This window comes from Glycomyces sp. YM15 (assembly GCF_016918015.1).
In the GTDB taxonomy this organism is placed as follows: domain Bacteria; phylum Actinomycetota; class Actinomycetes; order Mycobacteriales; family Micromonosporaceae; genus Glycomyces.
Genome location: NZ_JAERMK010000022.1, coordinates 62,214 through 87,167, shown reverse-complemented (window position 1 = coordinate 87,167; position 24,954 = coordinate 62,214). Strand labels below are relative to the sequence as shown.

General features: G+C 69.6%; 17 protein-coding genes. 4 read left to right on the top strand and 13 right to left on the bottom strand.

All coding sequences use genetic code 11. From position 1 onward, the window contains the following. Positions 1 to 86: 86 nt before the first annotated feature. From hrpA to JHY01_RS21365, 7 genes are all read right to left on the bottom strand, one after another. The gene (hrpA, locus tag JHY01_RS21395; RefSeq protein ID WP_240193066.1) at positions 87 to 3,980 is read right to left on the bottom strand and encodes an ATP-dependent RNA helicase HrpA; all 3,894 of its coding nucleotides are present in this window, start codon (positions 3,978 to 3,980) and stop codon (positions 87 to 89) included. A gap of 71 nt (positions 3,981 to 4,051) precedes the next feature. Further along, entirely contained in the window at positions 4,052 to 4,555 is a 504-nt protein-coding gene (locus JHY01_RS21390) for a hypothetical protein (protein WP_205327727.1), read from the bottom strand. 98 nt (positions 4,556 to 4,653) lie between these two features. Continuing rightward, positions 4,654 to 6,249, bottom strand: coding sequence for an ABC-F family ATP-binding cassette domain-containing protein (locus JHY01_RS21385; RefSeq protein ID WP_205327726.1), 1,596 nt, complete (start codon positions 6,247 to 6,249; stop codon positions 4,654 to 4,656). Positions 6,250 to 6,538: 289 nt separating this feature from the next. Beyond that, the gene (locus JHY01_RS27445) at positions 6,539 to 7,342 is read right to left on the bottom strand and encodes a lytic polysaccharide monooxygenase (protein WP_205327725.1); all 804 of its coding nucleotides are present in this window, start codon (positions 7,340 to 7,342) and stop codon (positions 6,539 to 6,541) included. A gap of 215 nt (positions 7,343 to 7,557) precedes the next feature. Continuing rightward, positions 7,558 to 9,063, bottom strand: coding sequence for a sodium-dependent transporter (locus JHY01_RS21375; protein WP_205327724.1), 1,506 nt, complete (start codon positions 9,061 to 9,063; stop codon positions 7,558 to 7,560). A gap of 83 nt (positions 9,064 to 9,146) precedes the next feature. Then, positions 9,147 to 9,257 carry a methionine/alanine import family NSS transporter small subunit gene (locus tag JHY01_RS21370; RefSeq protein ID WP_205327723.1) on the bottom strand — a complete coding sequence of 37 codons (111 nt, stop codon included), beginning with the start codon at positions 9,255 to 9,257 and terminating at the stop codon, positions 9,147 to 9,149. After that, complete coding sequence (locus JHY01_RS21365; protein WP_205327722.1) at positions 9,254 to 10,828, bottom strand: sodium-dependent transporter; 1,575 nt, start codon at positions 10,826 to 10,828, stop codon at positions 9,254 to 9,256. The genes JHY01_RS21370 and JHY01_RS21365 overlap by 4 nt, the downstream gene beginning before the upstream one ends. A 360-nt stretch (positions 10,829 to 11,188) precedes the next feature. On the opposite strand from JHY01_RS21365, the gene JHY01_RS21360 reads away from it, so the two are divergent. Together JHY01_RS21360 and JHY01_RS21355 are read left to right on the top strand one after the other, a co-directional pair. Beyond that, positions 11,189 to 13,402 (top strand): ATP-binding domain-containing protein, encoded by a 2,214-nt coding sequence (locus tag JHY01_RS21360; protein WP_205327721.1) that lies wholly within the window; start codon positions 11,189 to 11,191, stop codon positions 13,400 to 13,402. A gap of 114 nt (positions 13,403 to 13,516) precedes the next feature. Then, complete coding sequence (locus JHY01_RS21355) at positions 13,517 to 15,316, top strand: Stk1 family PASTA domain-containing Ser/Thr kinase (RefSeq protein WP_205327720.1); 1,800 nt, start codon at positions 13,517 to 13,519, stop codon at positions 15,314 to 15,316. Positions 15,317 to 15,370: 54 nt separating this feature from the next. Here the strand turns inward: JHY01_RS21355 and pyrE are convergent, their stop codons facing one another. The 6 genes from pyrE to JHY01_RS21325 form a co-directional block, all read right to left on the bottom strand. Next, positions 15,371 to 15,910, bottom strand: a complete 540-nt coding sequence (gene pyrE / locus JHY01_RS21350; protein WP_205327719.1) for an orotate phosphoribosyltransferase — start codon at positions 15,908 to 15,910, stop codon at positions 15,371 to 15,373. A gap of 26 nt (positions 15,911 to 15,936) precedes the next feature. Beyond that, complete coding sequence (locus JHY01_RS21345; protein ID WP_205327718.1) at positions 15,937 to 16,815, bottom strand: phytanoyl-CoA dioxygenase family protein; 879 nt, start codon at positions 16,813 to 16,815, stop codon at positions 15,937 to 15,939. 220 nt (positions 16,816 to 17,035) lie between these two features. Beyond that, positions 17,036 to 18,709 (bottom strand): protein kinase, encoded by a 1,674-nt coding sequence (locus tag JHY01_RS21340; RefSeq protein WP_205327717.1) that lies wholly within the window; start codon positions 18,707 to 18,709, stop codon positions 17,036 to 17,038. A 155-nt stretch (positions 18,710 to 18,864) separates the two neighbouring features. Continuing rightward, positions 18,865 to 19,293, bottom strand: a complete 429-nt coding sequence (locus tag JHY01_RS21335; RefSeq protein ID WP_205327716.1) for a hypothetical protein — start codon at positions 19,291 to 19,293, stop codon at positions 18,865 to 18,867. 120 nt (positions 19,294 to 19,413) lie between these two features. Beyond that, entirely contained in the window at positions 19,414 to 19,881 is a 468-nt protein-coding gene (locus JHY01_RS21330; protein ID WP_205327715.1) for a ribose-5-phosphate isomerase, read from the bottom strand. 9 nt (positions 19,882 to 19,890) lie between these two features. Beyond that, a complete protein-coding gene (locus JHY01_RS21325; RefSeq protein ID WP_205327714.1) occupies positions 19,891 to 21,129 on the bottom strand; it encodes a DUF1015 family protein in 1,239 nt (412 codons plus the stop codon). Positions 21,130 to 21,231: 102 nt separating this feature from the next. Here JHY01_RS21325 and pepN point away from each other — a divergent pair, with 102 nt between their 5' ends. After that, positions 21,232 to 23,772 (top strand): aminopeptidase N, encoded by a 2,541-nt coding sequence (pepN, locus tag JHY01_RS21320; protein WP_205327713.1) that lies wholly within the window; start codon positions 21,232 to 21,234, stop codon positions 23,770 to 23,772. Positions 23,773 to 23,951: 179 nt separating this feature from the next. Further along, positions 23,952 to 24,884: a hypothetical protein gene (locus JHY01_RS21315; RefSeq protein WP_205327712.1), complete on the top strand. Its 933-nt coding sequence runs from the start codon at positions 23,952 to 23,954 to the stop codon at positions 24,882 to 24,884. Positions 24,885 to 24,954: the final 70 nt, after the last annotated feature.

Here is a 24,954-nt window from a genome sequence, read left to right as displayed (position 1 = left end):
TGTGGTGGTGTTCGCCGTACCGTGCGCGGCGTACACCGGAGTTCGATCATGCACCCGAGGTGTGACAACGCGCGCGTGAATACTCTTTAGAGGGTCTGCAGGAGCTTCCTGATGCGCTTCTCGCTCACCTGGTAGCGGGTGCCGAGCTGCTGGGCGAAGAAGCTCACGCGCAGCTCTTCGAGCATCCAGCGGACCTCGCGGCCCTCGCCCGAGCGCAGTGCGGCGGGACGGGCGCGCGCCAGCGCGTCCCGTTCGGCCTCGAGGGACTGGATCACGGCCATCTTCCCCTGGTCCCCCGCGACGTCGGCGACCGCGCGCTCGGCGCGGAAGCCGATGGCCTTCACGTAGCGGAGCAGGTCGTCGAGGCGCCACCAGCCGGTCGAGCCGACGAAGCCGTCCCCACCGACGAGCCCTTCGAGCTGGCGGCGCATGTCGCTCAACGCGGGGAGCACGTTCAGGGCGAACTTGCCCTCAAGGAGGCGGGACGCCTCGCGAGCCTCCGTCAGCACCGCCGCGGCCTTGCGGGCCACAGCGGCGGACTCGCCCGCGACCTCGGGCTTCGCGCGCTTCAACAGCGCCTCGAAACCCTCTCGGTCCCAGGCCGGGCCGCCGCCTTCGATGAGCACCTTGTCGAGCACCGTGCGCACGCAGTCGGCGAGCAGCGCATCGACATTCGCATACGGGCCGGTCGCCAGCGCGAGCTGCTCCCTCTGCGTCAGCACGGTCTTCAAGCGCGGGTCGGGGCAGTTCAGGCGCAGCAGCCGGCGGGTGCCGGCCCACATGTTCGCGGCCTGCGTCCCGGGGTCGGGGAAGGCCTTGACGCCGACGCTGCCGCCTTCGTCCACGAGGGCCGGATAGGCCTTCGCGGTGTAGCCCTTGCGCGGGGTCTCGTGGAGCTTCGGCAGGGACTCGAAGTCCCAGGTCTTGAGGCCGGTGCGTTCGAGTTCGAAGGCCTCGGACGCGACCTCCCGGGTCTTGGGGGCGAGCTGGCGCTGGAGGGCGCCGAGCTCCTTGCCTTCGGCGAGGACCTTGCCGTCCTCGTCCTTGACCTGGAAGGTGACGAGGAGGTGCCCGGGGACCTTGGCGAGGTCGAAGGCGTCCTCGGGGACGTGCACGTTCGTCATCGACTTGAGCGTGTCGGCGAGCGCGGCCATCATGGGGCGGCCCGGGGCGGGGGCCATGCGGGCGACGGCGGCCTTCGCGAAGTCGGGGGCGGGCACGAAGCTGCGGCGCAGGGACTTCGGGAGGCTCTTGATGAGCGCTTCGGCGAACTCGGCGCGCAGGCCCGGGACCTGCCAGGTGAAGGCGTCCTGGTCGAGCTGCGGGAGGGCCGGGAGGGGGACGGCGACGGTGACGCCGTCGCGGGCGGAGCCGGGTTCGAACTCGTAGTCGAGTTCGAGGTCGGCGCCTTCGGAGGTCCAGACCTCGGGGTAGGAGTCGGCGGCGACGCTTTCGGCGCGGTCGCCGAGGAGGAGCTGCTCGTCGAAGTCGAGGAGGGTCTTGTCCTTCTCCTTCTTCCACCAGGCGTCGAAGTGGCGGCCGGAGACGATGTCGGCCGGGAGGCGTTCGTCGTAGAAGTCGAAGAGGGTCTGCTCGTCGGCGAGGAGTCCGCGCTGGCGCACCCGGTTCTCGAGGTCTTCGACCTCGCTGATCTTGGCGAGGTTCCGCGCCAGGAACTTGTGGTGGGTGTCCCATTCGGCTTGGACGAGGGCGTGGCGGATGAAGAGTTCACGGCTGGTCTCGACGTCGATGCGTCCGAAGTTGACCTTGCGGCGGGCGACGATCGGGACGCCGTAGAGCGTGACGCGTTCGAACGCGAGCACGGCTCCGGCCTTCTTCGACCAGTGCGGTTCGGAGTAGGTGCGCTTGCTGAGGTGCTCGGCGAGTGGTTCGACCCATTCGGGTTCGATCTTGGCGCACACGCGGCCCCACAGGCGGCTCGTCTCGACGAGCTCCCCGGCGACGACCCAGCGCGGCTGCTTCTTGGCGAGGCCCGAGCCGGGGAAGATCGCGAACTTGGCGCCTCGCCCTCCGAGGTATTCGCGGGTGTCGGCCTCTTTGACGCCGATGTGCGAGAGGAGCCCGGCCAGGAGCGCGGTGTGGACGCGCTTGGGGTCGGGGGTGGTGTCGGGGGATTCGATCGGGATCTTGAGGCTCTTGAGGACGCCGAGGATCTGTCGCACCAGGTCCTGCCATTCGCGGATGCGCAGGTAGTGCAGGTATTCCTGTTTGCACATGCGCCGGAACGCGCTCGAGGAGCGGCCACGGCGTTCGTCCTCGAGGTAGCGCCAGAGGTTCAGGAACGCCGAGAAGTCGGAGTCGGGGTCGTTGAAGCGCGCGTGGGACTGGTCGGCTTGGGCGCGCTTGTCCGCCGGGCGCTCCTTCGGGTCCTGGATGGACATCGCGGCGGTGATGACGGCGACGGCGTGGACGCAGCCCTCGTGCTGGGCCTGGAGGATCATGCGGGCCAGGCGGGGGTCGATGGGCAGGCGCGCGATGTCGCGTCCGGCCTTCGTCAGACGCCGCTCGCCGCCGCGCACGTCCTCGAGCGCGCCGAGTTCCACCAGGAGGTCCATGCCGTCCTTGATGTTCCGCGAGTCGGGGGCGTCGACGAACGGGAAGGTCTCGACGCGGCCGAGCTTCGCGGCGGTCATCTGCAGGATGACGCTGGCGAGGTTGGTGCGCAGGATCTCCGCGTCGGTGAACTCGGGCCGCGCGTTGAAGTCGTCCTCGGAGTAGAGGCGGATGCAGACGCCTTCGGCGACGCGGCCGCAGCGGCCGGCGCGCTGGTTGGCGCTGGCCTGGCTGATGGCCTCGATGGGGAGCCGCTGGACCTTGGTGCGGGCGGAGTAGCGGGAGATGCGCGCGTACCCGGCGTCGATGACGTACCGGATGCCCGGCACGGTCAGGGAGGTCTCGGCGACGTTGGTGGAGAGGATGATGCGGCGGCCGCTGTGGGAGGAGAAGACGCGGTGCTGCTCCTGCGCGGAGAGCCGGGCGTAGAGCGGGACGATCTCGGTGTGGCGGAGTTTGGCCTTCTCGAGGGCGTCGGCGGTGTCGCGGATCTCCTGCTCGCCGGAGAGGAAGACGAGGATGTCGCCGTCGCCGACGCGGCCGAGTTCGTTGACGGCGTCGAGGATGCCGTCGGTCTGGTCGCGCTGCTCCTCGCCGTCCTCGTTGCGGAGGGGCCGGTACCGGATCTCGACGGGGTAGGTGCGGCCGGAGACCTCGAGGATCGGGGCCGGGCCGTCAGGCGAGGCGAAGTGGTTGGCGAAGCGCTCGGGGTCGATGGTGGCGGAGGTGACGATGACCTTGAGGTCGGGGCGCTTGGGGAGGATCTGCCGCAGGCAGCCGAGGATGAAGTCGATGTTGAGGCTGCGCTCGTGCGCCTCGTCGATGATGATCGTGTCGTAGGCGCTCAGGAGCCGGTCGTGCTGGATCTCGGTGAGCAGGATGCCGTCGGTCATCAGTTTGACGTAGCTGCGGTCCGACACCTGGTCGGTGAAGCGGACCTTCCAGCCCACGGCCTCCCCGAGCGGCGACCCCAGCTCGTCGGCGATGCGCTCGGCCACCGCGCGGGCGGCGATCCGCCGCGGCTGCGTGTGCCCGATCATGCCGCGGACCCCGCGGCCGAGTTCGAGGCAGATCTTCGGGATCTGCGTGGTCTTGCCCGAGCCGGTCTCGCCGGCGATGATCACGACCTGGTTGTCGCGGATCGCCTCGAGGATGTCGTCCTTGCGCTGCGACACCGGCAGCGCTTCGGGGTAGACGATCTTCGGCACGCCCGCGGCGCGGGCCGCCAGCGCCGCCTCCTTCCGCTCGACCTCGGCCTCGAGCTTCGCGAAGGCCTCGGAGCGGGCCGGGCCTTCGAGTTCGCGGGCCTCGCGCAGGCGGCGGCGCAGCGCACGCTGATCGGCCGTACGCAGGGCGAAGACGCGCTCGCGCAGGCTGGTGCGGGATTCAGGGACGCTGCTGGGCATGACGATCGTCAAGGATACGCGGGCGGCCCGCCCGCGCGCCATCCATTAAGCCCCGCAGTGACCGGGACCGGTCAGTCGGCCTCGAGGTCCCCGCAGAGCACCCGGTCGGAGTCCGCGCCCTCCGAAGCGGCGAGGGCCTCCGGGGCGTGGACGACGACGCTCTTGGCACGGTCGTCGGGAACGAGGTCGCTCGAGACCGTGGCCGAGCCGACGCCCGACTCCGAGGTCGTGAAGGACAGCTCGATGATGTTCCCGGCCGCGTCCTCGCCGCCGGGGTCGGCGAGCCAGTGACCGCCGCCGGGCGGGTCCTCGTCGCATCCGCCGTCGTGGACGTGCGCCGTGTACTCGGCAGCGGCCGCGAGGCCGGTGACGGCGAGCCGCACCGAGGTGCTGCCGACCGAGGAGACGTCGGCGGTGCCGGTCGCCCGTGGGGCGATCTCGCTCCACGCGGTCGTCACATCGAGCGCGGCGGTCCAGGCCCCGCCCAGGTCGTCACTCGTGGGGTCCTCGCCGCCGCAGCCCGCGAGGGCTCCGGTCAGGACGACCGCGGCGGCGGTCAGGGCTCGGATCGACATGGCGCTCCTTCGTCAGTGGCGAACCCAGTATCGGTCCGAGGGTGGCGCCGCCGCGGGATTGCGGCGGCCGTGTCCGGCGTGGACACGACCGCCGCGGCTCACACGGCGGCCGCCACCGGCACGTCGACGGCGATCCCCTCGCCGCGCGTCAGCTCCACCCGGCGGGTGAGGCCCAGGCCGTCGAGGAACGCCTCGTCGTGGCTCACGACCACGAGCGCGCCTTGGAAGGCCGTGAGCGCCTGCTGGAGCTGCCGGATCGAGCTCATGTCGAGGTTGTTCGTCGGCTCGTCGAGCAGCAGCAGTTGCGGCGCGGGCTGCGATGACAGGACCGTGGCGAGGGCCGCCCGCAGGCGCTGGCCGCCGGAGAGGGTCGAGACGAGCTGGAAGACCGCGTCGCGGCGCATTCCGAAGCGGGCCAGGCGGGTCCGCAGGACCTTCTCTGCGGCGTCGGGGGCTTTCGCGCGCACGTTGTCGAGCACGCTCGCGTCGTCGTCGAGCAGTTCCAGCCGCTGGGTGAGGAACCCGTGCGGGACGCGGGCGGCATCGGCTATCGCGCGCAGCAGCGTGGTCTTGCCCGCGCCGTTGTCGCCGGTGACCGCGACCCGCTCGGGACCGCGCAGGTGCAGCCCGAGGCCGTCTCCGTACAGGTCGCTCACTTTGAGCCCCTTGATGATCGCGATGTCGCGGTGGGTGGAGACGTTGGTCTCGGGCAGGTCGATGTGGATCCCGCCGTCGTCGCGCAGGCTCTCCTCCGCTTCGTCGAGCCGGTCGCGGGCTTCGGCCACGTCCTCGAGCTTGGCGTTGAGCAGCTTGGCGGAGGAGACCTCACCGGCGTTCTTCTTGGCGTTGAGCAGGATCTTCGGCGTGCCCCCGCGCGCCTGCTCGCGGCGCCACGACGAGGCGCCCTTGTCGTTCTGGCTGCGGGCGGCGATGAGCTCCTTCTTCTGGCGGGTGAGGTCCTGCTTGGCGTCGCGCACGGCGCGCGCGGCGGCCTCCTGCTCGGCCTCGATGGCCTGCTCGTAGACGCTGTAGTTGCCCTCGAAGACGCGGATTCGTCCCTTGTAGAGTTCGGCGACGGCGTCCACGTGCTCCAGCAGCGCCCGGTCGTGGCTGACGACCACGAGGGTGCCGTTGAAGCGCCGGATCGCCTGGTACAGGCGCTTTCTCGCCGATCCGTCGAGGTTGTTGGACGGCTCGTCGAGGAGCAGCACGTCCGGGCGTCGGACGAGGCGGCCGGCCAGGCCCACGAGCATCGACTCGCCGCCGGACAGCGTGCCGACGGTGCGGTCGAAGCCCACGTGGTCGAGGCCGAGTTCGTCGAGGACCACGCGGGAGCGGTCCAGGAAGTCCCAGTCCTCGCCGATCACGTTGAAGTTGGCCTCGTCCACGTCACCGGCCTCGATGGCGGCCAGCGCACGGCGTTTCCCGGCGATGCCGAGCAGGTCGGACACGGTGTCGCCCAAGCGGAGCGGCAGCTCCTGCGGCAGGTACTCGATGAGCCCCGAGGCCGAGATCGTGCCCGACTCGGACTTGAGCAGACCGGCCACGAGCTTGAGCAGGGTCGATTTGCCGGTGCCGTTGTCGCCGATGAGCGCGGTGCGGCCGTCGGAGAAGACGGCGTCGAGCCCGTCGAAGACGCGTTCGCCCTCCGGCCAGAGGAAACGGAGCTGTTGAACGTTGATATAGGTGGTCATGAGACCTCTCTCAGGTCGATGCTGAACGGAATCGAGATGAGAGACATCGCGCCTGAAACGGCGGAAGGTGTTGAATCCCGGAAACAGGCACCCCTCGATCGAAGACACACCGGTCACGTGCACAGAGACGTGATGGCGCGATGTCTACGACCTAGAGCTTCAAGTGAGTGCCTAACGTCGGGAACAAGGACGTCGTCAAGGGTAGGCCAGGGCCGGGGCGGCGTCAAGCGAGATGCGCGACACGGGCCGCCCTGCGGCGCAGGGCGGCCCGGTCTCGGACGGGTGCGCTCTAGCAGGCGTCGGTCGGCTTCCAGACGCCCCATTCACCGGTGGTGCCCGGCTCTTCGCCGGTGGTCCACCAGCCGGCGCGGTAGACGGTGCCGTTGTGGGTGACCGTGTCCCCGGCGGTGTAGACGGCCGCGGCGTCCCAGGCCCCGCAGTCGGCGGGAGGCTCGGTCGGGGCGCCGCTGGTCGGCGTGCCCGTGGGGGTCTCCTCGCCGCCGCCGAAGTCGACGTCGACGCAGGAGTAGAAGGCGTTCACGGTGTCGGCGATGGTCCAGACGCTGAGGATCAGGTGCTGCCCGCTGCGCTCGGGCAGGGTCACGTCGTGGGTCATCGTGTGGTCGGGTTCGGCGCCGCCCATCGCGAAGGAGGCGAAGGGCTCGAGGTCGAGCATGTCGCGGGTGAGCGGCTTCGTCGGGTCGTAGGCGTCGTCGGTGAGGTAGTAGTCGAAGGACGCGGTGGAGTGCGGGGCGGTCATCGTCCAGGTGAAGGTCTGGGTTCCGGGATCGACTGCGGTGGTGGGCCAGTCGCCGCCGCGGGGGTCGTCGAGTTCGGCGAACTCGGCGTGCCCGGCGGAGCAGATCTCGCCGTCGGCGGGCCCGGCGGCGGGGAAGCCCTTGGGGCCCTCGACGCTCTGGGGTTCGTAGGAGATGGCGCCGCAGTCAAAGACCACCCCGGCCGCGCAGAGCGCCGAGCGGCTCGGCGGGTCGGAGGTGTAGCCGTGGCCCCAGGCCAGGGCCGCCATGGAGGCCGAGACCGCGAGGGTACCGGCGCCGGCGATGGACAGGATGATTCTGCGCTTCGTGCGCATCTTCGTCTCCTATCGACGATGGGTCAGCGGGGCTTCGGCGTTCCGGTGGAACCGGTTCGGGGCACCGAATTAGAAAGGAACCTAACAGTTAAAGTCGCTCGACACAAGGGGCAAGCGCGCGCCGATCGCCACAATTCGAATAGACGTTCCCTTTTCGTACGCAACGACAATGGCCGCACACGAACCGTGTGCGGCCATTGTCGACGAAGCCCTGCTCAGGCGGTCGCCGCGACCGATTCGTCGGCCCGCTGCGGGAGCGGACGGCGCCAGAGCACCGCGGTCATGACGGCGCCGAACAGGATCATCGCCCCGCCGACGCCCCAGTTGATGTAGATGAGCTCGTTCGCCACCTCGGGGTCGGACAGGTCCGCGATCTGCCCCTCGATGCTCCGGTAGAGCGTGTACGCCAGGGCCACCGAGGTGAGCCCCAGGCAGACGTACCAGACGGTGCCGAGCTTGAGCATCGACGTGCGGTTCGCCTCGGCCGCGAGCGCCTTGATCTTGCCGGTGGCGAAGGCGAGCACGATCGTCGCGAGCCCGCCGAACACGAGGCCGTAGCCGGACACGGCGAAGTCCACCGCGTCCACCATGGACGAGCCGTTGGCGGTCGGGTAGACGAGGAGCGAGAACGCCGCCATCGGCACGCCCAGCACCAGGACGCTCTTCTTGCGGCTCCAGCCGAAGCGGTCCTCGAACGAGCTGAACGGCACGATCACCATCGAGATCAGCGAGGAGACGCCCGCGACGACAAGGGTCGCGAAGAACAGCACGCCGATGAACGCCCCGCCCGGCATCTGGCTGAGGATCGTCGGGAACGTCACGAACGCGACGCCGCCGCCAGTGCCCACGAGCTGGTCGATCGGGACGCCGTTCGCGTTCGACATGAACCCGAGCACCGAGAACACCCCGATGCCCGCCAGCAGCTCGAAGGACGAGTTCGCGAAGCCCACCGTCACGGCCGTCGTCGACAGCTCACTGCGCTTCCTCAGATAGGACGAGTACGCGATCATCGTGCCCATGCCGATCGACAGCGAGAAGAACACCTGCGCGTAGGCCGCGAGCCAGATCTCGTAGTCCCCGATCCTGTCCCACTGCGGAGTGAAGAAGGCGTTCAGGCCGTCGACGGCGCCCTCCAACGTCAGCGCGCGGACCACGACGACGCCGAACAGGACCACCAGCAGCGGGATGCAGATCCGGTTGGCCAGCTCGACGCCCTTGCGGACCCCTCCCGCCATGATCAGCAGGACCAGCGCCCAGACCGCGACCAGGGCCGCGAGCATCACCGGGCGGTATTCGAAGAAGTCCAGCGGCGCCCCGGCGGCGAGGAACTCCACGCCGAAGAACGCCCCCGCGTCGTCGCCCCAGGCCAGACCCGGCGCGAAGAAGACATAGCAGAGCGCCCAGGCGATGATGACGGCGTAGAAGGTGGCGAGGAAGAACGCGATCCCGTTCTGCCACCAGCCGATCCCCTCGGCGGGCCGGTACAGCGCACGGAAGGCCGAGGGCGGACCGGCCTGGTACCGGCGGCCGATCGTGTACTCGAGCAGGAGCAGCGGGATGCCGGCGGTGAGGATGGCGAACAGGTACGGCAGCAGGAAGGCCCCGCCGCCGAACTGGTAGGCCTCGCCGGGGAAGCGCCAGATGTTCCCCAGCCCGATGGCCGATCCGGCCGCGGCCAGGATGAACCCGGCGCGGGTCCCCCAGGTCTCTCTCGTGGTCATGGAAGTGCCTCTTCTTCGGTGCGGGTGGGGAGGGGCGCGCAGGGCGAAGGGGCCGATCCGGGGATCGGCCCCTCCTCGGGCTGCTATTCGTCGGGCTGTTCAGGGTGGGTCATGAGGGTGATCGCCGAGACGACCAGGCCTCCGAAGATGACGACGATCGCGATGATCATCATCGCCACTGCGCTTCCGCTCACTGGGTCTCCTCCTTCCCGCTGGTCAGGGTGGCCTCGCCGGGCACCTCGGCCTCGTCCACGAGCACGGGGACGTCCTTGCGGCGCAGGATGAGCGCGGCCAGGACGCCGAGCACGAGCGCGCTGCCCGCGAGGGTCCAGCCGTAGATGAGCGTGGCGGAGTCGACGCCCGCCTCGTTGTCGATGGTCGCGCGGATGTTGTCGAAGAGCATCCATCCGAGGATCAGCGGAGTGACCAGGCCCAGGCAGGCCAGCCACACCCAGCCGATCTTGAAGATGGAGGTGCGGTTGGCGTTCTCCCGCAGGTCGGCCCACTTCCAGGCGATCCAGACGACGCTGACGATGCTGACCAGCGCGGCCACGGCGATGCCGTAGCTGTTGATGAAGCCGTCGGCGGTGTCGAGCAGCATCAGGCCGTTGGTGGCCGGGAACAGCACGATCGACAGCAGCGCGATGGTGCCGCCGACGAAGATCGTGCCTTTGAGCCGGTTGACGCCGAAACGGTCCTCGAAGGCCGCGACCGGCACCTGCACGATGCTGACCAGCGACGTGAAGCCCGCGATGACGAGGCTGGCGAAGAACAGCACGCCGAACAGACCAGCGGCGTACGGCAGCGTGTTGATGATGGCCGGGAAGGCCACGAACGCCAGGCCCACACCGGTGCTCACCTGCTCGTCGATCGGCGTCCCGGATTGGAGCGCCATGAAGCCGAGCACCGAGAACACCCCGATGCCGGCGAGCAGCTCGAACGAGGAGTTCGCCAGACCGACGGTGAACGCCGAGGTGGTGAGGTCGGACTTGCGCTTCAGATAGGAGGCGTAAGTGACCATGATGCCGAAGCCGACCGACAGCGAGAAGAAGATCTGGCCGTACGCGGAGACCCACACCGTCGAGTCGGTGAGCCGGTCCCAGTCGGGCGTGAAGAACGCGTTGAGACCGTCGGTGGCGCCGTCGAGCGTCAGGGCCTGGACGACGAGGACGCCGAACAGGACGACCAGCAGTGGAATGAAGATCTTCGCGGTGTTCTCGATGCCCTTGCGGACACCGGCGCCGATGACCAGGAGCGTCACCACCCAGACGGCGGCCAGGACCAGCGTCAGGTTGGGCACCCATTCGCCGAAGTCGCTGAACGCCAAGGCGCTGGCGTCGACGTTCCCGTTGCCGAGGAAGTCGACGAACAGGTACGTCGCCGGGTCGTCCCCCCAGGTCTGGCCGATCGCGAAGAACGCGTACATGGCGGCCCAGGCGATGATGACCGCGTAGTAGGCCGCGATCACGATGCAGATGGCGACCTGCCACCAGCCGACGAACTCCAGGTTCTTGTTCAGGCGGCGGTACGCCACCGGGGCCGAGCCTTTGAAGCGCCGGCCGATGGTGAACTCCATGACGAGCAGCGGGATGCCCGCCGTCAGCAGCGCCACCAGGTAGGGCACGAGGAAGGCGCCGCCGCCGTTCTCGTAGGCGACACCGGGGAATCGCCAGATGTTGCCGAGTCCGACCGCCGAACCGATGGCGGCCAGGATGAACCCGACTCTGGTCCCCCAGTTCTCTCTGATCAATCGCTCTTTGGCCATTGCACGTTCTCTCCAGTCACGCCGACGCTCATAACGGGCTAACCATAGTGGGACGTGTGTACCAGGTCAATTGCTCGTTATAGGTGCGTTATCAATGTTCACATGCCGGGATGGTCGATGTGAGCACAACGCTGCCGCCGGTTCCCGAGCGGTCGGTCGGCGGTCACGTTCACGTCTGGAACGAGACGATGCCGCCTCACAAGCGCTAAGCTTTTTCAGTTGCGCCGGTCGCTCGGTCGCGCCAGGTCATGGCTCCCAGGCATCGCCAGACCTGCCGGCGGGCCCATCGCTCTCGCATCGCACAGCACCTTTCGCGCATCGTCGTCTTGAATCCCGTCCGCTCCGCATCCGAGGAGAGCCGTGTCCGCTGCCATCACTCCGGCCGTTCAGTTCGAGCAGCAACGCCTCGACGAGCTGTACGCCCGCCTCGACCGGCTCCGCGACGAGGCCGACGAGCGGCTCGGCGAGTCGCGGCGAGGGCACGTGGAGAACGACCAGGAGCGCTCGCAGCGCGACGCCGAGACCCACCTGTACCGCCGCCGGATCGCCCAGCTCGACGCCGTCGAGGAGGGCCTGTGCTTCGGGCGGCTCGACTATCTCGCCTCTGATGTGCCGATGTACTTGGGCCGCATCGGGATCCATGCCGAAGGCGGCGAGCAGATGCTCGTCGACTGGCGCAGTGAGGCCGGCCGCCGGTTCTACCTCGCCACCGCCGCGTCGCCGGCCGGGGTGCGCCGCAGGCGCCACCTCCACACCAAGGGCCGCCGCCTCCGTTCGGTGAACGACGAGGTCCTGGACCTGGACGCCGCGGGCGAAACCGGATCGACGATCGGGTCCGAAGGCGCGCTGATGGCCGCGCTCGACGCGGCCCGCACCGGCGCCATGCAGGACATCGTCGCCACGATCCAGGCCGAGCAGGACCGGATCATCCGCGCGCCCCTGGAGGGCGTCATGATCGTCGACGGCGCGCCGGGCACCGGCAAGACCGCCGTCGCGCTCCACCGCGCCGCCTACCTGCTGTACGAGCACCGCGAGAAGCTCAAGCGCCAGGGCGTGCTCATCATCGGACCCGGCAAGCAGTTCCTCCGCTACATCTCCGAGGTCCTGCCGGGCCTGGCCGAGACCGACGTCCTGCTGCGCACGCCCGCGCAGCTGTTCCCCGGCGTCGTCGCCGACCGCCCCGAGACCGAGGCCGTCGCCGCGATCAAGGGCCGGGCCGTGATGGCCGGCGTCATCGCCAGCGCGGTCGCCGACCGCCAAGTGGTGCCGCGCGAGCCCGTGCCGGTGGACTTCGAGGGCCACGAGCTGTACCTGCGGCCGGAGAAGATCACGGCCGCGCGGGACGCGGCGCGCGAGACGGGCCTGCCGCACAATGAAGCCCGCGAGACCTTCCACAAGCGCGTGATCGCCGATCTCGCGACGCAGTACGCGGACATCATCGGTGAGGACCCGCTCGGCGGGGAGAACCTGCTGGGGCTGGAGGACCGGGCGCAGTTCGCGGTCGAGATCGCCTCCGACCCGGTGATCCGGGGCCAGATCGAGGTGCTGTGGCCCGAGTTGACGGCGAAGGAGCTGCTGGAGGACCTGTTCTCGTCCGGGGAGCTGATCGCCTCCGCGGCGGCGGTGCTGAAGCGGGAGGAGCGGGCGCTCCTGCTGCGGGAGCCGGGCGGCTGGAGCGCCGCCGATGTGGCGCTGCTGGATGAGGCCGCCGAGCACTTGGGCGAGATCGAGGTGAAGCAGCGGGCGGGCGGGCTGACCGCCGAGCAGATCGCGTACGCGCAGGACGTGCTGACGATCGCGGCCGGTTCGGCCTCGTTCGACTTCGAGGACGAGGAGTCGGAGATCCTGCAGGCCACCGACGTGATCGACGAGTTCTGGCTCGGCGAGCGGCAGGTGGACGAGGTGTTCGTCTCCGTGGCGGAGCGGGCGGCGGCGGACCGGCGCTGGATCTTCGGGCACGTGATCGTCGACGAGGCCCAGGAGCTGTCCCCTATGGAGTGGCGGGCGCTGCTGCGCCGATGCGTGACGCGATCGTTCACCGTCGCCGGCGACCTCGCGCAGGCCGCCGGGCCCACCGCCCCGACCAGCTGGGGCGAGGTGTTCGGCAACTCCGGGCTCACGTGGCGCGCCGAGCAGTTGACGGTCTCGTACCGGACCCCGGCCGAGATCATGGAGGTCGCCACGCGCGTGCTCGACGCGATCGACGTCGAGGCGGCGCGGCCGCGTTCGGTGCGCGAATCGGGCCACCGGCCGTGGCTGGAGATCGCCCAAGTGGACTTGGACGCGCGGGTGGAAGAACTGGTCGTCGCCGAGAAGGACGCGGTCGGCGAGGGCAGCGTCGCGATCGTGACGACGGCCGAGCGCGCCGCGGGCCTCGCCGGGATCACCGCGGCGTCGGTGCTCACCGTCAAGCAGGCCAAGGGGCTCGAGTTCGACAGCGTGATCGTCGTCGACCCGGACGCGATCGCGGCCTCGGGCCTGCGGAACCTCTACGTGGCGCTCACCCGCGCCACGAAGCGGCTCGGCGTTGTGGCGCCGGACAAGCCCGTGTTCCCCGGCGCAGAGGTCCTGTGAGACCCACGGCGAAGCCAGCGAGCCGTAACTTTGATGGGTATCAAGCTCCTAGACTGTTCACCAGGTGGAGGGGCACAGCGCCCGCTTGCCAGCCCTAATTGAGTGAGGTGCGGGTTGACAACGACGACAGGGGACCTGACCGGTGCGCGCGTCGACGGGCGGTACCGGCTCGAGCGGCTCATCGCGCGCGGCGGCATGGCCGATGTCTACGAGGCGCGGGACGAGCGCCTCGACCGCACCGTCGCGGTGAAGATCATCACCAACGCGGCGGTGGCCGGCTTCGACGTGAAGGCCTTCGCCAACGAGGCCAAGACGATCGCGCGGCTCTCGCACCCGAACGTGGTGGCGGTGTTCGACCAGGGTGTCCATGAGGGACTGCCGTACGTCGTGATGGAGTACGTGGCGGGCACCACCCTGCGCGACCTGCTCAACCGGCGGCGGCGACTGCGCCTCGAAGAGGCGGTCGAGCTGTGCGGGCAGGTCCTCGACGGGCTCCAGGCCGCGCACGACGCCGGGCTCGTGCACCGTGACATCAAGCCCGAGAACATCCTGCTCAAGAACGGCGGGCGCGGGGACCGCGTGAAAGTGGTGGACTTCGGTCTGGCCGAAGCGGTCCACGGCGACCGCGACACCGGCGGCCCGCTCGTCGCGACCGCCGCCTATGTCGCGCCCGAGCTGGTGAACGGCAAGCCCGCCACGACCGCGAGCGACGTCTACTCGACCGCGATCCTCCTGTACGAGCTGCTGACCGGGGAAGTGCCGTTCGACGGACCCGACTCCGGTGCGGTGGCGCGCCGCCACATCGACGAGGACGTGCCCTCCCCGCAGTTGAAAGCCCCTGACGTGCCCGACGGGCTCGCGGAACTCGTGACCGCCGCGACCTCGCGGCGGCCCGGCGCGCGCCCCGTCGACGCAGGGGCGTTCCTCCGCCGCCTCCAGGCCGTCGACGTGCGGCCGGCGAAGGGCAGCACCGGGAAGGTCCCGCGGCCCACTCGGGTCGTGCAGACGACGATGGTCGTGGAACCGCCCAAGGCCAAGCGGTCGTGGAAGGCGCTGCTGACGCTGGGGCTCATCGCCCTGCTGCTCGTCGGCGTCGCCGCGGCCGGATGGTGGATCGGCATCGGCCGGTACACGTCCACGCCGTCGCTGCTCGACCAGACGCGGGAGTCGGTGGCGGCGTACGCCGAGGAAGCGGGCTTCGAAGTCGACCTCGTGGACGGCTACAGCGAGAGCGTCCCCGTCGGCGGGATCGTCTCGCAGGACCCGCGGGTGGGCGACCGCATCCGCCGCGGCGCCACCATCACCGTGGTCATCTCCCAAGGGCCCGAGCGGTACCAGGTGCCGAACCTGGCGGGGATGACCGAGGACGGGGCCCGCGAGGCGCTCGCGAAGTTCGACGCCGAGGTCAAGGTCGAGCGCGAGTACAGCGCCGACTACGAGGCCAACGAGATCACCCGCACCGACCCGGCCGCGGGCGAGGAGGTCAAGGCCGGGACGCCCGTGACCGTTTACGTCTCCGACGGGTTCCCACCGCTCACCGTCCCGGACGTGGTGGGCCAGACCGAGGACGCCGCCGTGTCGGCGCTCCAGACCGAGGGCCTGGAGGTCGGCGAGGTCACCCGCGGCTACAGCGACACCATCGGCAAGGGCCTGGTCATCTCGCAGACCCCGGCGGGCCAGGCCCCGGCGGGACCGGGCGACACCGTCGACCTCGTGGTCAGCGACGGCCCCGAGCCGGTCGAGGTCCCCGACGTCGTCGGCATGGACATCGACGAGGCCACCGAGAAGCTGGAGACGCTGGGTTTCAAGGTGAACACCGCGCAGATCTGGTTCACCGGCACCGTGTTCGAGCAGTCGCTCGACGCGGGCACCGAGCACCCGAAGGGCTCCGAGATCTGGCTCTGGGCCCGGTAGCGCACATGGCGAGCGGGGCCGGACGAACGATCGTCCGGCCCCGCTTCGGTCGCGCTAGTTCGCTCCCGCGGCCTTCAACTCGGTCATCGAGAACAGCGGATGGATCTCGACGCCCACGTCGGCCAGGTTCTTCAACCCGCCCGACTCTCGGTCGATCACGCACAGGCCCTGTTCGACGACGCCGCCGCGGTTCCGCAGCTCCTCGACGGCGTCGAGCACGGCGCCGCCGGAGGTGATCACGTCCTCCACGATGAACAGCCGACGTCCGCCGACCTCGCCGCCCTCGGCCAGGCGGCACGTGCCGTACGTCTTGGCCGCCTTGCGCACGAACAGGGCCGGGAGGCCCGTCACCTGCGACAGGGCGGTCACGATCGGGATGCCGCCGAGTTCCAGGCCCGCCAGCGCGTCCACGCCGTGCGCGGGCACCAGCGGCGCCAGCGCCTCGGCGATGCGCCGCAGCAGGACCGGGTCGGACTCGAACAGGTACTTGTCGAAGTACTCGTGCGCGACCACACCGGACCGGAGTGTGAACTCCCCGGTCAGGTGCGAGCGGTTGAAGATGTCGCGCGCGAGGTCGGCGTCAGTGGTGCTCATGCGGTCAGCCTGCCACGTGCGGGCCCTTACGGGCGCAGCGGCGGGTATTCCGGGTCGAGGAGGTCACGCTCGGCCAGCCAGTTGTACAGCGGGGTCTCCTTCGGCCAGTGGCCCCAGCCGTGGTCGCCGGTGTCCATGTGGCCGCCGAGCATCTGCTGCTGCACCGGGTCGAGGTCGTTCCACCACGGCTCATGCGGCAGGTGGTCGACGAGGTCGCGGGCGCGGATCCAGCGCGGCGTGAACCCGAAGAACGCGACCTTGCGGGTCAGGTCCGAGTAGTTGTCGCTGCGGGCGTGCCAGATGCGGCGGTCGAAGAACATGACGTCGCCGGCGTTGCCGGTGACCTCGATGGCGCCTTCCGGGTCGGGCCACTCCATGTCGCGGCGCGGCGGGCCGTCGATCCGGTTCCACTTGTGGGAGCCGGGGATGATCTTGGTGTTGCCGCGGCCCTCTTCGGAGAGGTCGGTGAAGAAGTAGGCGAGCTTGACCGAGAGGCGCGGGCGCGGGTCGGTCTCGGTCTCGCGGTTCTGCCGGCCGCCGTCCTGGTGCCATTCGAAGCGGAAGGGCCGCTTGCCGGCGATCGGCGGGTGCTTGTCCACGTGCGAGTGGTAGACGTGGAAGTTCCAGCCCAGGATCGACCACACATAGTGGAAGGTCCTGGGGTGGTTGAGGAGGAACGCGAGTTCCGGGCAGGATGTGACGGCGTCGAGGCGGTGCATCGCCCCTTCGGGGCTGAGCCGTCCCGCTTCCTTCTCGAGCTCGTACACGCGGTCCAAAGCGTCGGAGCAACGCTGGATCTCTTCGGCGTCGAGCGCGCCGCGGATCATCAGATAGCCGTCGCGATCGAAGGCTTCACGCTGCTCAGGAGTGAGCGCTGCGGCACCGACCGATGTCAATGCGGTCATCTCAATGCCTTTCCGGTTTCCAGGGGGGTCTGTCGTCTATCTAGACGCCCGATCCGCCCTTCGCGGTTACACCGCGGGATTGGAAAACAGGCAAGATTCCCGCGGTCTTGATTACCGGAAAGCGTAGTTGCAGCTACTTCATGGACGCTGGAGAAAGTCTCGAAGTCCCGTCGGAATGTCGCGGAAACGAGTGCGGTTCACGCGATCGGGGCGCCCGCCGTCACTCTCCGAAAAGGTCGGTGATCCAGTCGAACCAGCCGAAGTCGAGCGATACCCAGCTCCAACTGAGCTGGTCCAGATAGCTCATGCCGACCATGAACAGGAAGATCCCGGTCGCCAGGTGCGCGAGCCGCGCCGATTTGCGTTTGGCGTGGAGCCAGCGGCCCCAGAGGATGCCTCCCGCGACACGGATCAGGAAGAACACGCCCACGGCCACGGCGAGCACGAACAGGTAGCTGAAGACCTGGCTGCGCAGCGTCTCCATGCCCTGCTGGATCGCCCAGATGAGCCACATGATGAGCGAGAACAGCCCGCCGATCACGGAGAGCTCGAAGCCCTTCGAGAGCGACCCGGGCGGGCCGAGCAGCGGCGGCCGGTCGGCCTTGTCGAGTTCGCGTTCGCTCGGATCCTCGGGGTCGGTGGCGAGCTTCAGGCGCGGCAGCGGGCCGCGTTCCGGGTCCGGCCCTGAGGAGCGGCCGGCAGAGTAGCCGTCCTGGCGCTGGTCCTGGCCGGGAACGCGGACGCGTCCGGCGATCGGCTTGTCCTGCACCGCGTTCTGGGGCGACACCGCCGCTTCCATGACACGGGTGCCGTCGGCCAGGACACGCGTGCCGTCGGCCGCGGGGGCCACTCGGGTGGGGGGCGCGGCGGGCGCGGACGGGCGGTCGAGGCGGCGGGTCGCGGCGGAGTCGATGGGGGCGCCCATCGGCACCGAGTGCGGGCCGCCGGTGTGCTGGTTGTTCCAGTCGACGCCGAGGTCGGGGAGGTTCGAGCGGGAGACGACGGCGCACAGCTCGCCGATCCAGCGCGGCAGCTCCTCGGTGCGGGGCCGGTTCTCCGGATTGTCGTCGAGCGGGGCGGTCAGCAGCTCGCGCAGGCGCGGGTGCGATTCCAGGACCGGGTGCTTGCGCAGCCGCGCCCACGGCACCGTCTGCTCCTGCCCGGGCGAGTCCGTGCGGGCGCTCGCGCCGGTGACGAGGTAGAACGCGATCGAACCGAAGCCGTGCACGTCGTAGGCGGGGCCCACGCTCCCTTGGTGCGCTTCGGGACCGGCGGTCTCGCGGGTGTAGGCGATGGTGGTCAGGTGGGCCGGGGTGTAGTAGCGGGCGCCGGTGAAGTCGATGACCTTCGCCGAGCCGTCGGGGCCGATGATCACGTTCGCGGGCTTGAGGTCCATGTGCAGGACCGGGTGCGCGCCGACGGGGGGATGGTGCATCGCCTGCATGACCTCGGCGACGGACTTGAGGGTGCGGGCGGCGTCCACGCGGCCGAGCCGCCACTGCAGGAGCTGGCGCAGGTCGTGGCCGGGCAGGTATTCGAGCACCTGGAACGGGACGGGCTCGCCCTGCGGGGCCTTGCCGGGCGGGTGCGGCAGGCGGCCGTAGAACGCGTCGATGCGGCGGCAGATCGCCCCCACGTTGCGGCCGTGGAGGTCCATGAGGACCGCGTCGCCCTTGTCCCAGGAACGGAACTGGTGCTCGCGGGTGTCGTGGGGGTTCACCCGGAGGACCTTGACGCTCAGGGGGGCCGAGGCGACCCCGGCCGAGACGCGAACGGCCTGGTACACGTCGGCCTGCCCGCCCGAGCCGAGCAGGCCGGTCAGCCGGTAGCTCTGCTCTGACCCCGGCAGGGGGTCGGCCGGGCCGCAGACGAGGTCGACGGTGGCGTTCGACATGAGTGGTCCTTCGCGATGAATAACTCCGAGCCCGCCCTCGACGACGCTTGCGAGCCGTAAATTCATATAGCGTAACGCCCGGTATCCACCTTCCACGGCCCCCGGAGCCGGTGCTGTTCGCAGCGTCTCAACGGGCAACCCGGCCCGCCGACGGATCAGCGGCCGAAGTTCCAGGGACTGCCGGCCTGCGGGGAGGAGGTCGGCGTGATGCCGCCGCCGGAAGGCTGGCCATACGAGTCGGCCCGCGGGGCGGAGGGCTGGCTGTAGGAGCTGGCCGGCGGGGCCGGAGCCTGGTTGGTCTGCATAGGCTCGTACCTGCCGGGAGGTGCCGCATCGCCGCGCGCTCGGTCCTCGTCCATTGCGGTGTAGGGGTTCTTGCTGCGGGCCGAGGACCACAGCTGCGGCGAGAGCGCGATGGACAGGATCCCGAGGCCGATGATCCAGGTGTTGATGTGCTGGTTTTCTCCGTCGCTCAACCCCATGCCGTCGTAGGCGTTGCGGAAGCTGAAGTAGAGGTACCAGAGGGCCCCGAGCAGGGACAGGGCCTGGAGAAGGTGCAGGAAGACGCGAAAACCCTTGGACATGCACTGACGCTACCAACACGCGTCCGAATACTCCAGATCCGATATGCCGAATTCTCCGGATTCCGTCGAACGGCGAAGGGCCCGGGCATGCGCCCGGGCCCTGCCGTACTCCGTTGCCGCTTAAGGCAGTTCGGGAAGCTCGTGAGTGGCCTCCCACTCGGTGAGCATGTCGATGCGGCGCTGGTGGCGCTCGGCCCCGGAGAAGGCCTCGTCCACGAACGCGTCGGCGAAGCTCGTGGCCTCGTCGAGCGAGTGCATGCGGCCGCCGATGGCGACCACGTTCGCGTCGTTGTGCTGCCGGCCGAGCTTGGCGGTCTCCACGCTCCAGGCCAGGGCGGCGCGGCAGCCCGGGACCTTGTTCGCGGCGATCTGCTCGCCGTTGCCGGAGCCGCCGATCACGATGCCGAGACTGCCCTTGTCAGCGACCACCTGCGAGGCGGCGTTGAGGCAGAACGGCGGGTAGTCGTCCTCAGCGTCGTACTGGTGCGGGCCCACGTCGACGACCTCGAAGCCGCGACCGCCCAGGTGCTTCACCAGGTGGTCCTTGAGCTCGAGGCCCGCGTGGTCGGAGGCGAGATAAATGCGCACGATGGGACCTTAGCCTTTCGGGAGCTCGACGATGGCGAGACCGGCGCGGGCCTTGGGCACGAACCAGGTCGATTTGCGCGGCATCTTCAACCGCTGGAGGTTCACGTCGATGAAGTCGGGGACCGTGACCGGGGCGATGAGGATCGCCAGGTCGGCCTTGCCCGCGTCCACCTGCTCGGCGAGCCAGGAGGCCGGGTAGTCGCCGCCCACGTAGGTGATGCGCTTGTCCCCCGCGTCCCAGCCGAGCAGGCCGGTGAAGACCTCGTTCTCGACCTGCGTGTGGTCGAGGCGGTCCACCACGGAGCCCTCGGTCGCCGGGAACGAGATCTCCCAGGTGCGGCCCTGTCCGTAGACGACCACGGTGCCGCCCTCGGACGGCGTTTCGGGCGGGCCGTCGGTCTCGATGACCGAGGCGCCGATCTGGCCGATCTGCTCCACCAGCTGCGAGGCCGAACCCGGCAGGCCCTTGACGAGGCGGTGGTAGGGGCGGATGACGACCGACTGCGGGGTGGTGATCACCGCGAGGAACCGGTCGAGCTTGCCCACCTGCGCGGCCAGCGAGCGGTGGTTGCCGTCGGCGACGATGAGGTCGCCGTCGCCCGCGAGCGCGGTCAGCGCCGCTCCGGCGTCGCCGCCGATCGCCCAGATCTCGTGCGCGCGCCCGGCCTCGTCCAGGTCCTTCGCGACGGGCTCCCCCGCTTCGGCGATGGCCGCCTCGATCGCGGCGTGCAGCTCCTCGCCGCGGCTCGACTGGAGCAGCAGGACGGGGCTGAGCAGGTGGCGCAGACGCTGGTTGAGCTCGTTGCGCTGCTTGACCTTCTCGATGAAGACGTCCTCGTTGCGGATGACCTTGCCGGGCTCCTCCGCGGAGGAGGAGATCTCGGCGGTGTCGACGAGGCAGAACACGCCGTAGGCCGTGGGCTCCTCGCCGCCGGAGATCCGGTAGGCGACGGCCACGTCGCCGAACGCCGCGAAGCGCCCGGCCTCCTTGAGGGCCGCCAGCCGCTCGGCGGCGGCGGGCAGGGCCTGCTCGAACGTCAGTCCGGCGGCCACCGCCTCGGGCGTGTGGGCGGGCATCTCGACGCCCAGCATGGAAGCGGGATTCGCCTCGATGATCCGCGTGATCTCGGTTTCGTCGGGGAATTCGTCGTAGTTCTTCGCGCCAGTGCCTCCGCCTACGACGCCGCTTGCGGTGTCGTGAATATGGGTCGCGAGCCAGGCCTGGTCGATCGGGTGTGCAGCAGTCACGCCACGAGCGTAATCGACCCTGTTCATCGGCGACGTGGCCGCCGAGTGAACTCCCGAGATGTGACACACTTCTTTCATATACGAACCCTGACTGGAGGCATTGTGGCGGCAACGCACATTCTCACTCGAGACGAGGCTCAGCGGCGCGCTGAGCTGCTCCACGTCGAGTCCTACACCGTGGAGCTCGACCTCACCGGGCACGAGCAGGGCGACACCTTCGGCTCGCGCACCGCCGTCAAGTTCTCCTGCACCGAACCGGGTGCGGAGACGTTCATCGAGATCGCCGCCGAGCGGATCGAAGACGCCTACCTGAACGGGGAGCCGGTCGACCTCACCGGGTTCGACCCCAAGGCCGGGCTGAAGCTCCAGGGCCTTGCGGCCGAGAACGAGCTGGTCGTCAACGCGGTCTTCGCGTACTCGACCGACGGCCAGGGCCTGCACCGCATGACCGACCCGGTCGACAAGGAGACCTACCTCTACTCGCAGTTCGAGGTGGCCGACGCGCAGCGCGTGTACGCCTGCTTCGACCAGCCCGACCTCAAGGCGAGTTTCACGTTCCAGGTGCGCACCCCGAAGCACTGGACCGTGATCTCCAACATGCCCGCCGAATCCGAGACCGTGGTCGAGGACGTCGACCTCAAGGTGACGCTGTTCGAGCAGTCGGTGCGGATGAGCCCGTACATCACCGCGATCTGCGCGGGCCCGTACTTCGGCGTGCACGAGACCCACGACGGCATCGACCTGGGCCTGTACTGCCGACAGTCCATGAAGGACTACCTCGACCCCGAGGGGGTCTTCGAGGTCACCCGCCAGGGCTTCGACCACTTCCACTCCCACTTCGGGGCGCGCTACCCGCTGCCGAAGTACGACCAGGTCTTCGCCCCCGAGTACAACTTCGGCGCGATGGAGAACTTCGGCTGCGTCACGATCGCCGAGGCCTCGTTCCTGTTCCGCAGCCAGGTCACCGACTTCGAGCTCGAGCAGCGCGCCAACGTGATCCTGCACGAGATGGCCCACATGTGGTTCGGCGACCTCGTGACCATGCGCTGGTGGGACGACCTGTGGCTCAACGAGTCCTTCGCGGAGTGGGCCTCCCACTGGGCGAACGTGGAGGCCACCCGCTTCGACGGCGCCTGGACCACGTTCCTCTCGGCCCGCAAGAACTGGGGCTACGGCGCCGACCAGCAGCCGACCACGCACCCGGTGTACACCGCCGCGGGCGACACCGAGGAGATCCAGGCCAACTTCGACGGCATCACCTACTCCAAGGGCGCCTCGATCCTCAAGCAGCTCGTCGCCTACGTCGGCATCGAACCGTTCCTGGCGGGGCTGCGCGCCTACTTCGAGAAGCACCAGTTCGGCAACGCGGTCTTCCAGGACCTCCTCGGCGAACTGGAGACCGCGAGCGGCAAGCCGCTCCAGGACTTCGCGAACACGTGGCTGCGCACCGCCGGCGTCTCGACCCTGCGTCCCGACGTGGCGGTCGACGCCGACGGCGACTACACCAAGGTGACCGTGCTGCAGGAGGTCCCGGCCGAGCACCCGACCCACCGCACGCACCGGATCGCGATCGGCCTGTACGACCTGGACGGCGGGCGCCTGGTGCGCCGCGACCGGATCGAAGTGGACGTCGCGGGCGAGACGACGGAGATCACCGCGCTCGCCGGTGTCAAGCAGCCGGACTTCCTGCTGCTCAACGACGACGACCTCACCTACGCGAAGCTGCGCCTGGACGAGCGGAGCCTGGCCACGGCCGTCGAGCACACCTCGGCGCTCGAGGACTCCCTCGCCCGCGCGCTGATCTGGGCCGCCGCGTGGGACATGCTGCGCGACGCCGAACTGCCCGCGACCCAGTTCGTGGAGCTCGGCTGCCGCAGCCTGACCACCGAGGACGACATCAACATCGTCACCGTCGCGCAGCGGCAGGTCGCCGGAGCGCTCGCCTACGCCGACCCCGCGAACCGGGCCGCGCTGCGCGAGTCCTGGGCGCAGGCCGCGAAGGCCGCCATGGAGGCCGCAGCGCCGGGCTCGGACCCGCAGCGCTCCTGGGCGAAGGCCTACGCGTCCGCCTCGCGTTCCGAGGCCGACCTGGGCCGCATCGCCGGATGGCTCGAGGGTCGCGACGTCCCCGAAGGGCTGGCCGTCGACGCCGACCTGCGGTGGGCCCTGCTCACCGGGCTCGTCGGCAACGGCGCCGTCGCGGAGGACGCCATCGACGCCGAGCTCGACCGGGACTCGACCGCCGACGGCCAGCGCCTGTCGTACGTCGCCCGCGCGGTCGTCCCGAACGCCGAAGCGAAGCAGCGCGCCTGGGAGCGGATCACCGACCCGAACTCGGAGAACTGGGTCCGCCGGTCCTCCATGCTCGGTTTCGCGCCGCTCGACCAGGCCGACCTGGTGCGCCCGTACCTGCAGCCGTACCTGGACGCCGTCCCGGAGCTGTGGGAGAAGCTGGGCGCGCAGCAGGCCGTCGAGTTCTCCAAGCTCGCGTTCCCGTCGAACCTGATCGAAGCCGAGACGCTCGAGACACTCGACGCCTGGCTCGCCGAGGAGCGGCCCGCGCCGGTCAAGCGCGGGGTGGCCGAGGGCCGGGCCGACATCGACCGCGCCCTGAAGGGCCGGGAACTGGACAAGTCCGCTTAAATCCGGAACGAGTTCCATCGGGGCTCCGGGGTCGCCGCGCACAACGGCGGTCCCGGAGCCCCGATCGCTTTTCGCGCCGTTGATAAGCTCGCTCTGATTCACCCCTGTGCCTCCCGGACAATGCCGTGCCTTCGCAGGCCGAGCTGTAGCTCCCAAGGCAAAGAATGGAGAGAACCGTCTTGTCCGCGCTTTTGCCGGTGGCCGTTCTGAGCGCCACCTTGGTCGCGTTGTTCGGGATCGTCCTGCCGCTCCTGCTGCTCGGGCCCGTGCTCGCCTCACGCACCCGCCCGCAGCCGCAGCAGCTGATGTTCGCCGTCGTGCTGCTCATCCCGACCGTGCTCATCGGCTCGGGCTTCCTGGCCTGGTGGGCCGTCGACTGGCTGCGCCGCTACGACGTGCCCGCGCCGGAGGTGGTCGGCATCGCGCTGGTCGCCGCGGCCGTGATCGGGCTGATGGCGCCCCTGCGCCTGCCGGGAGGGAACGGGCCGTTCTGGCTCAAGCCGCTCCTGGGCTTCGCTTCGGGCATGCTCGTGCCGATGGCGATCATCTGGTCGGTCGACGCGGGCCTGCACGAGGTCGCCGCAGTCGGCATCGGCGTGCTCGTGCTGGCGGTGCTCGTGCTGCTGTTCCGGCTCGTCGCCAAGCCGCTCGCCGACCGGCGCCGGCTCAAACAGGCGCGGAACTCGGTGCGGCGCTTCCAGGGTCAGCTCGTCGACGTCACGGATGCGGCGTGGCGTCTCTCCAGCGCGCGCGGGGACGCGAACCGGATCGTGCTCAACTACAGCGGCGAGTCCGGCGGCAAGTCCGTCGGCGCGGCGCTGATGCTCAAGCGCGACATGGAATGGGTGCCGAAGGCCAAGGAGAACGAGTCGGCGGTGTTCGAACTCGCGAAGGGCCTGGGCGGCCACCCGACCGAGGCGGTCCTGGCGCAGAAGCAGATCGGCTCGCCGGCGACGCTGACGATGCGGATCCCGGGGACGACGATCCTGTCGATCCGCGAGACCGTGGCCGATTCGCTCTCGTGGGTCGAGTTCATCGGCAAGCTCGAGCTCACCGAGGCCGAGGACCTGTTGAAGCGGCAGTTCCCCGCGCACGCAGGCAAGGCCGAGTAGCCCCTGACGCAGTGGTGGGCCGGGAGCCGCGGCGGGTCCCGGCCCCCCCCCAGGCACGGGGGTAGCGGCG

Coding starts and splice junctions, on each gene's coding strand:
- hrpA (WP_240193066.1), bottom strand. CDS start 3,980: ATGCCCAGCAGCGTCCCTGAATCCCGCACCAGCCTGCGCGAGCGCGTC.
- JHY01_RS21390 (WP_205327727.1), bottom strand. CDS start 4,555: ATGTCGATCCGAGCCCTGACCGCCGCCGCGGTCGTCCTGACCGGAGCC.
- JHY01_RS21365 (WP_205327722.1), bottom strand. CDS start 10,828: ATGGCCAAAGAGCGATTGATCAGAGAGAACTGGGGGACCAGAGTCGGG.
- JHY01_RS21385 (WP_205327726.1), bottom strand. CDS start 6,249: ATGACCACCTATATCAACGTTCAACAGCTCCGTTTCCTCTGGCCGGAG.
- JHY01_RS27445 (WP_205327725.1), bottom strand. CDS start 7,342: ATGCGCACGAAGCGCAGAATCATCCTGTCCATCGCCGGCGCCGGTACC.
- JHY01_RS21345 (WP_205327718.1), bottom strand. CDS start 16,815: ATGACCGCATTGACATCGGTCGGTGCCGCAGCGCTCACTCCTGAGCAG.
- JHY01_RS21335 (WP_205327716.1), bottom strand. CDS start 19,293: ATGTCCAAGGGTTTTCGCGTCTTCCTGCACCTTCTCCAGGCCCTGTCC.
- JHY01_RS21340 (WP_205327717.1), bottom strand. CDS start 18,709: ATGTCGAACGCCACCGTCGACCTCGTCTGCGGCCCGGCCGACCCCCTG.
- pyrE (WP_205327719.1), bottom strand. CDS start 15,910: ATGAGCACCACTGACGCCGACCTCGCGCGCGACATCTTCAACCGCTCG.
- JHY01_RS21375 (WP_205327724.1), bottom strand. CDS start 9,063: ATGACCACGAGAGAGACCTGGGGGACCCGCGCCGGGTTCATCCTGGCC.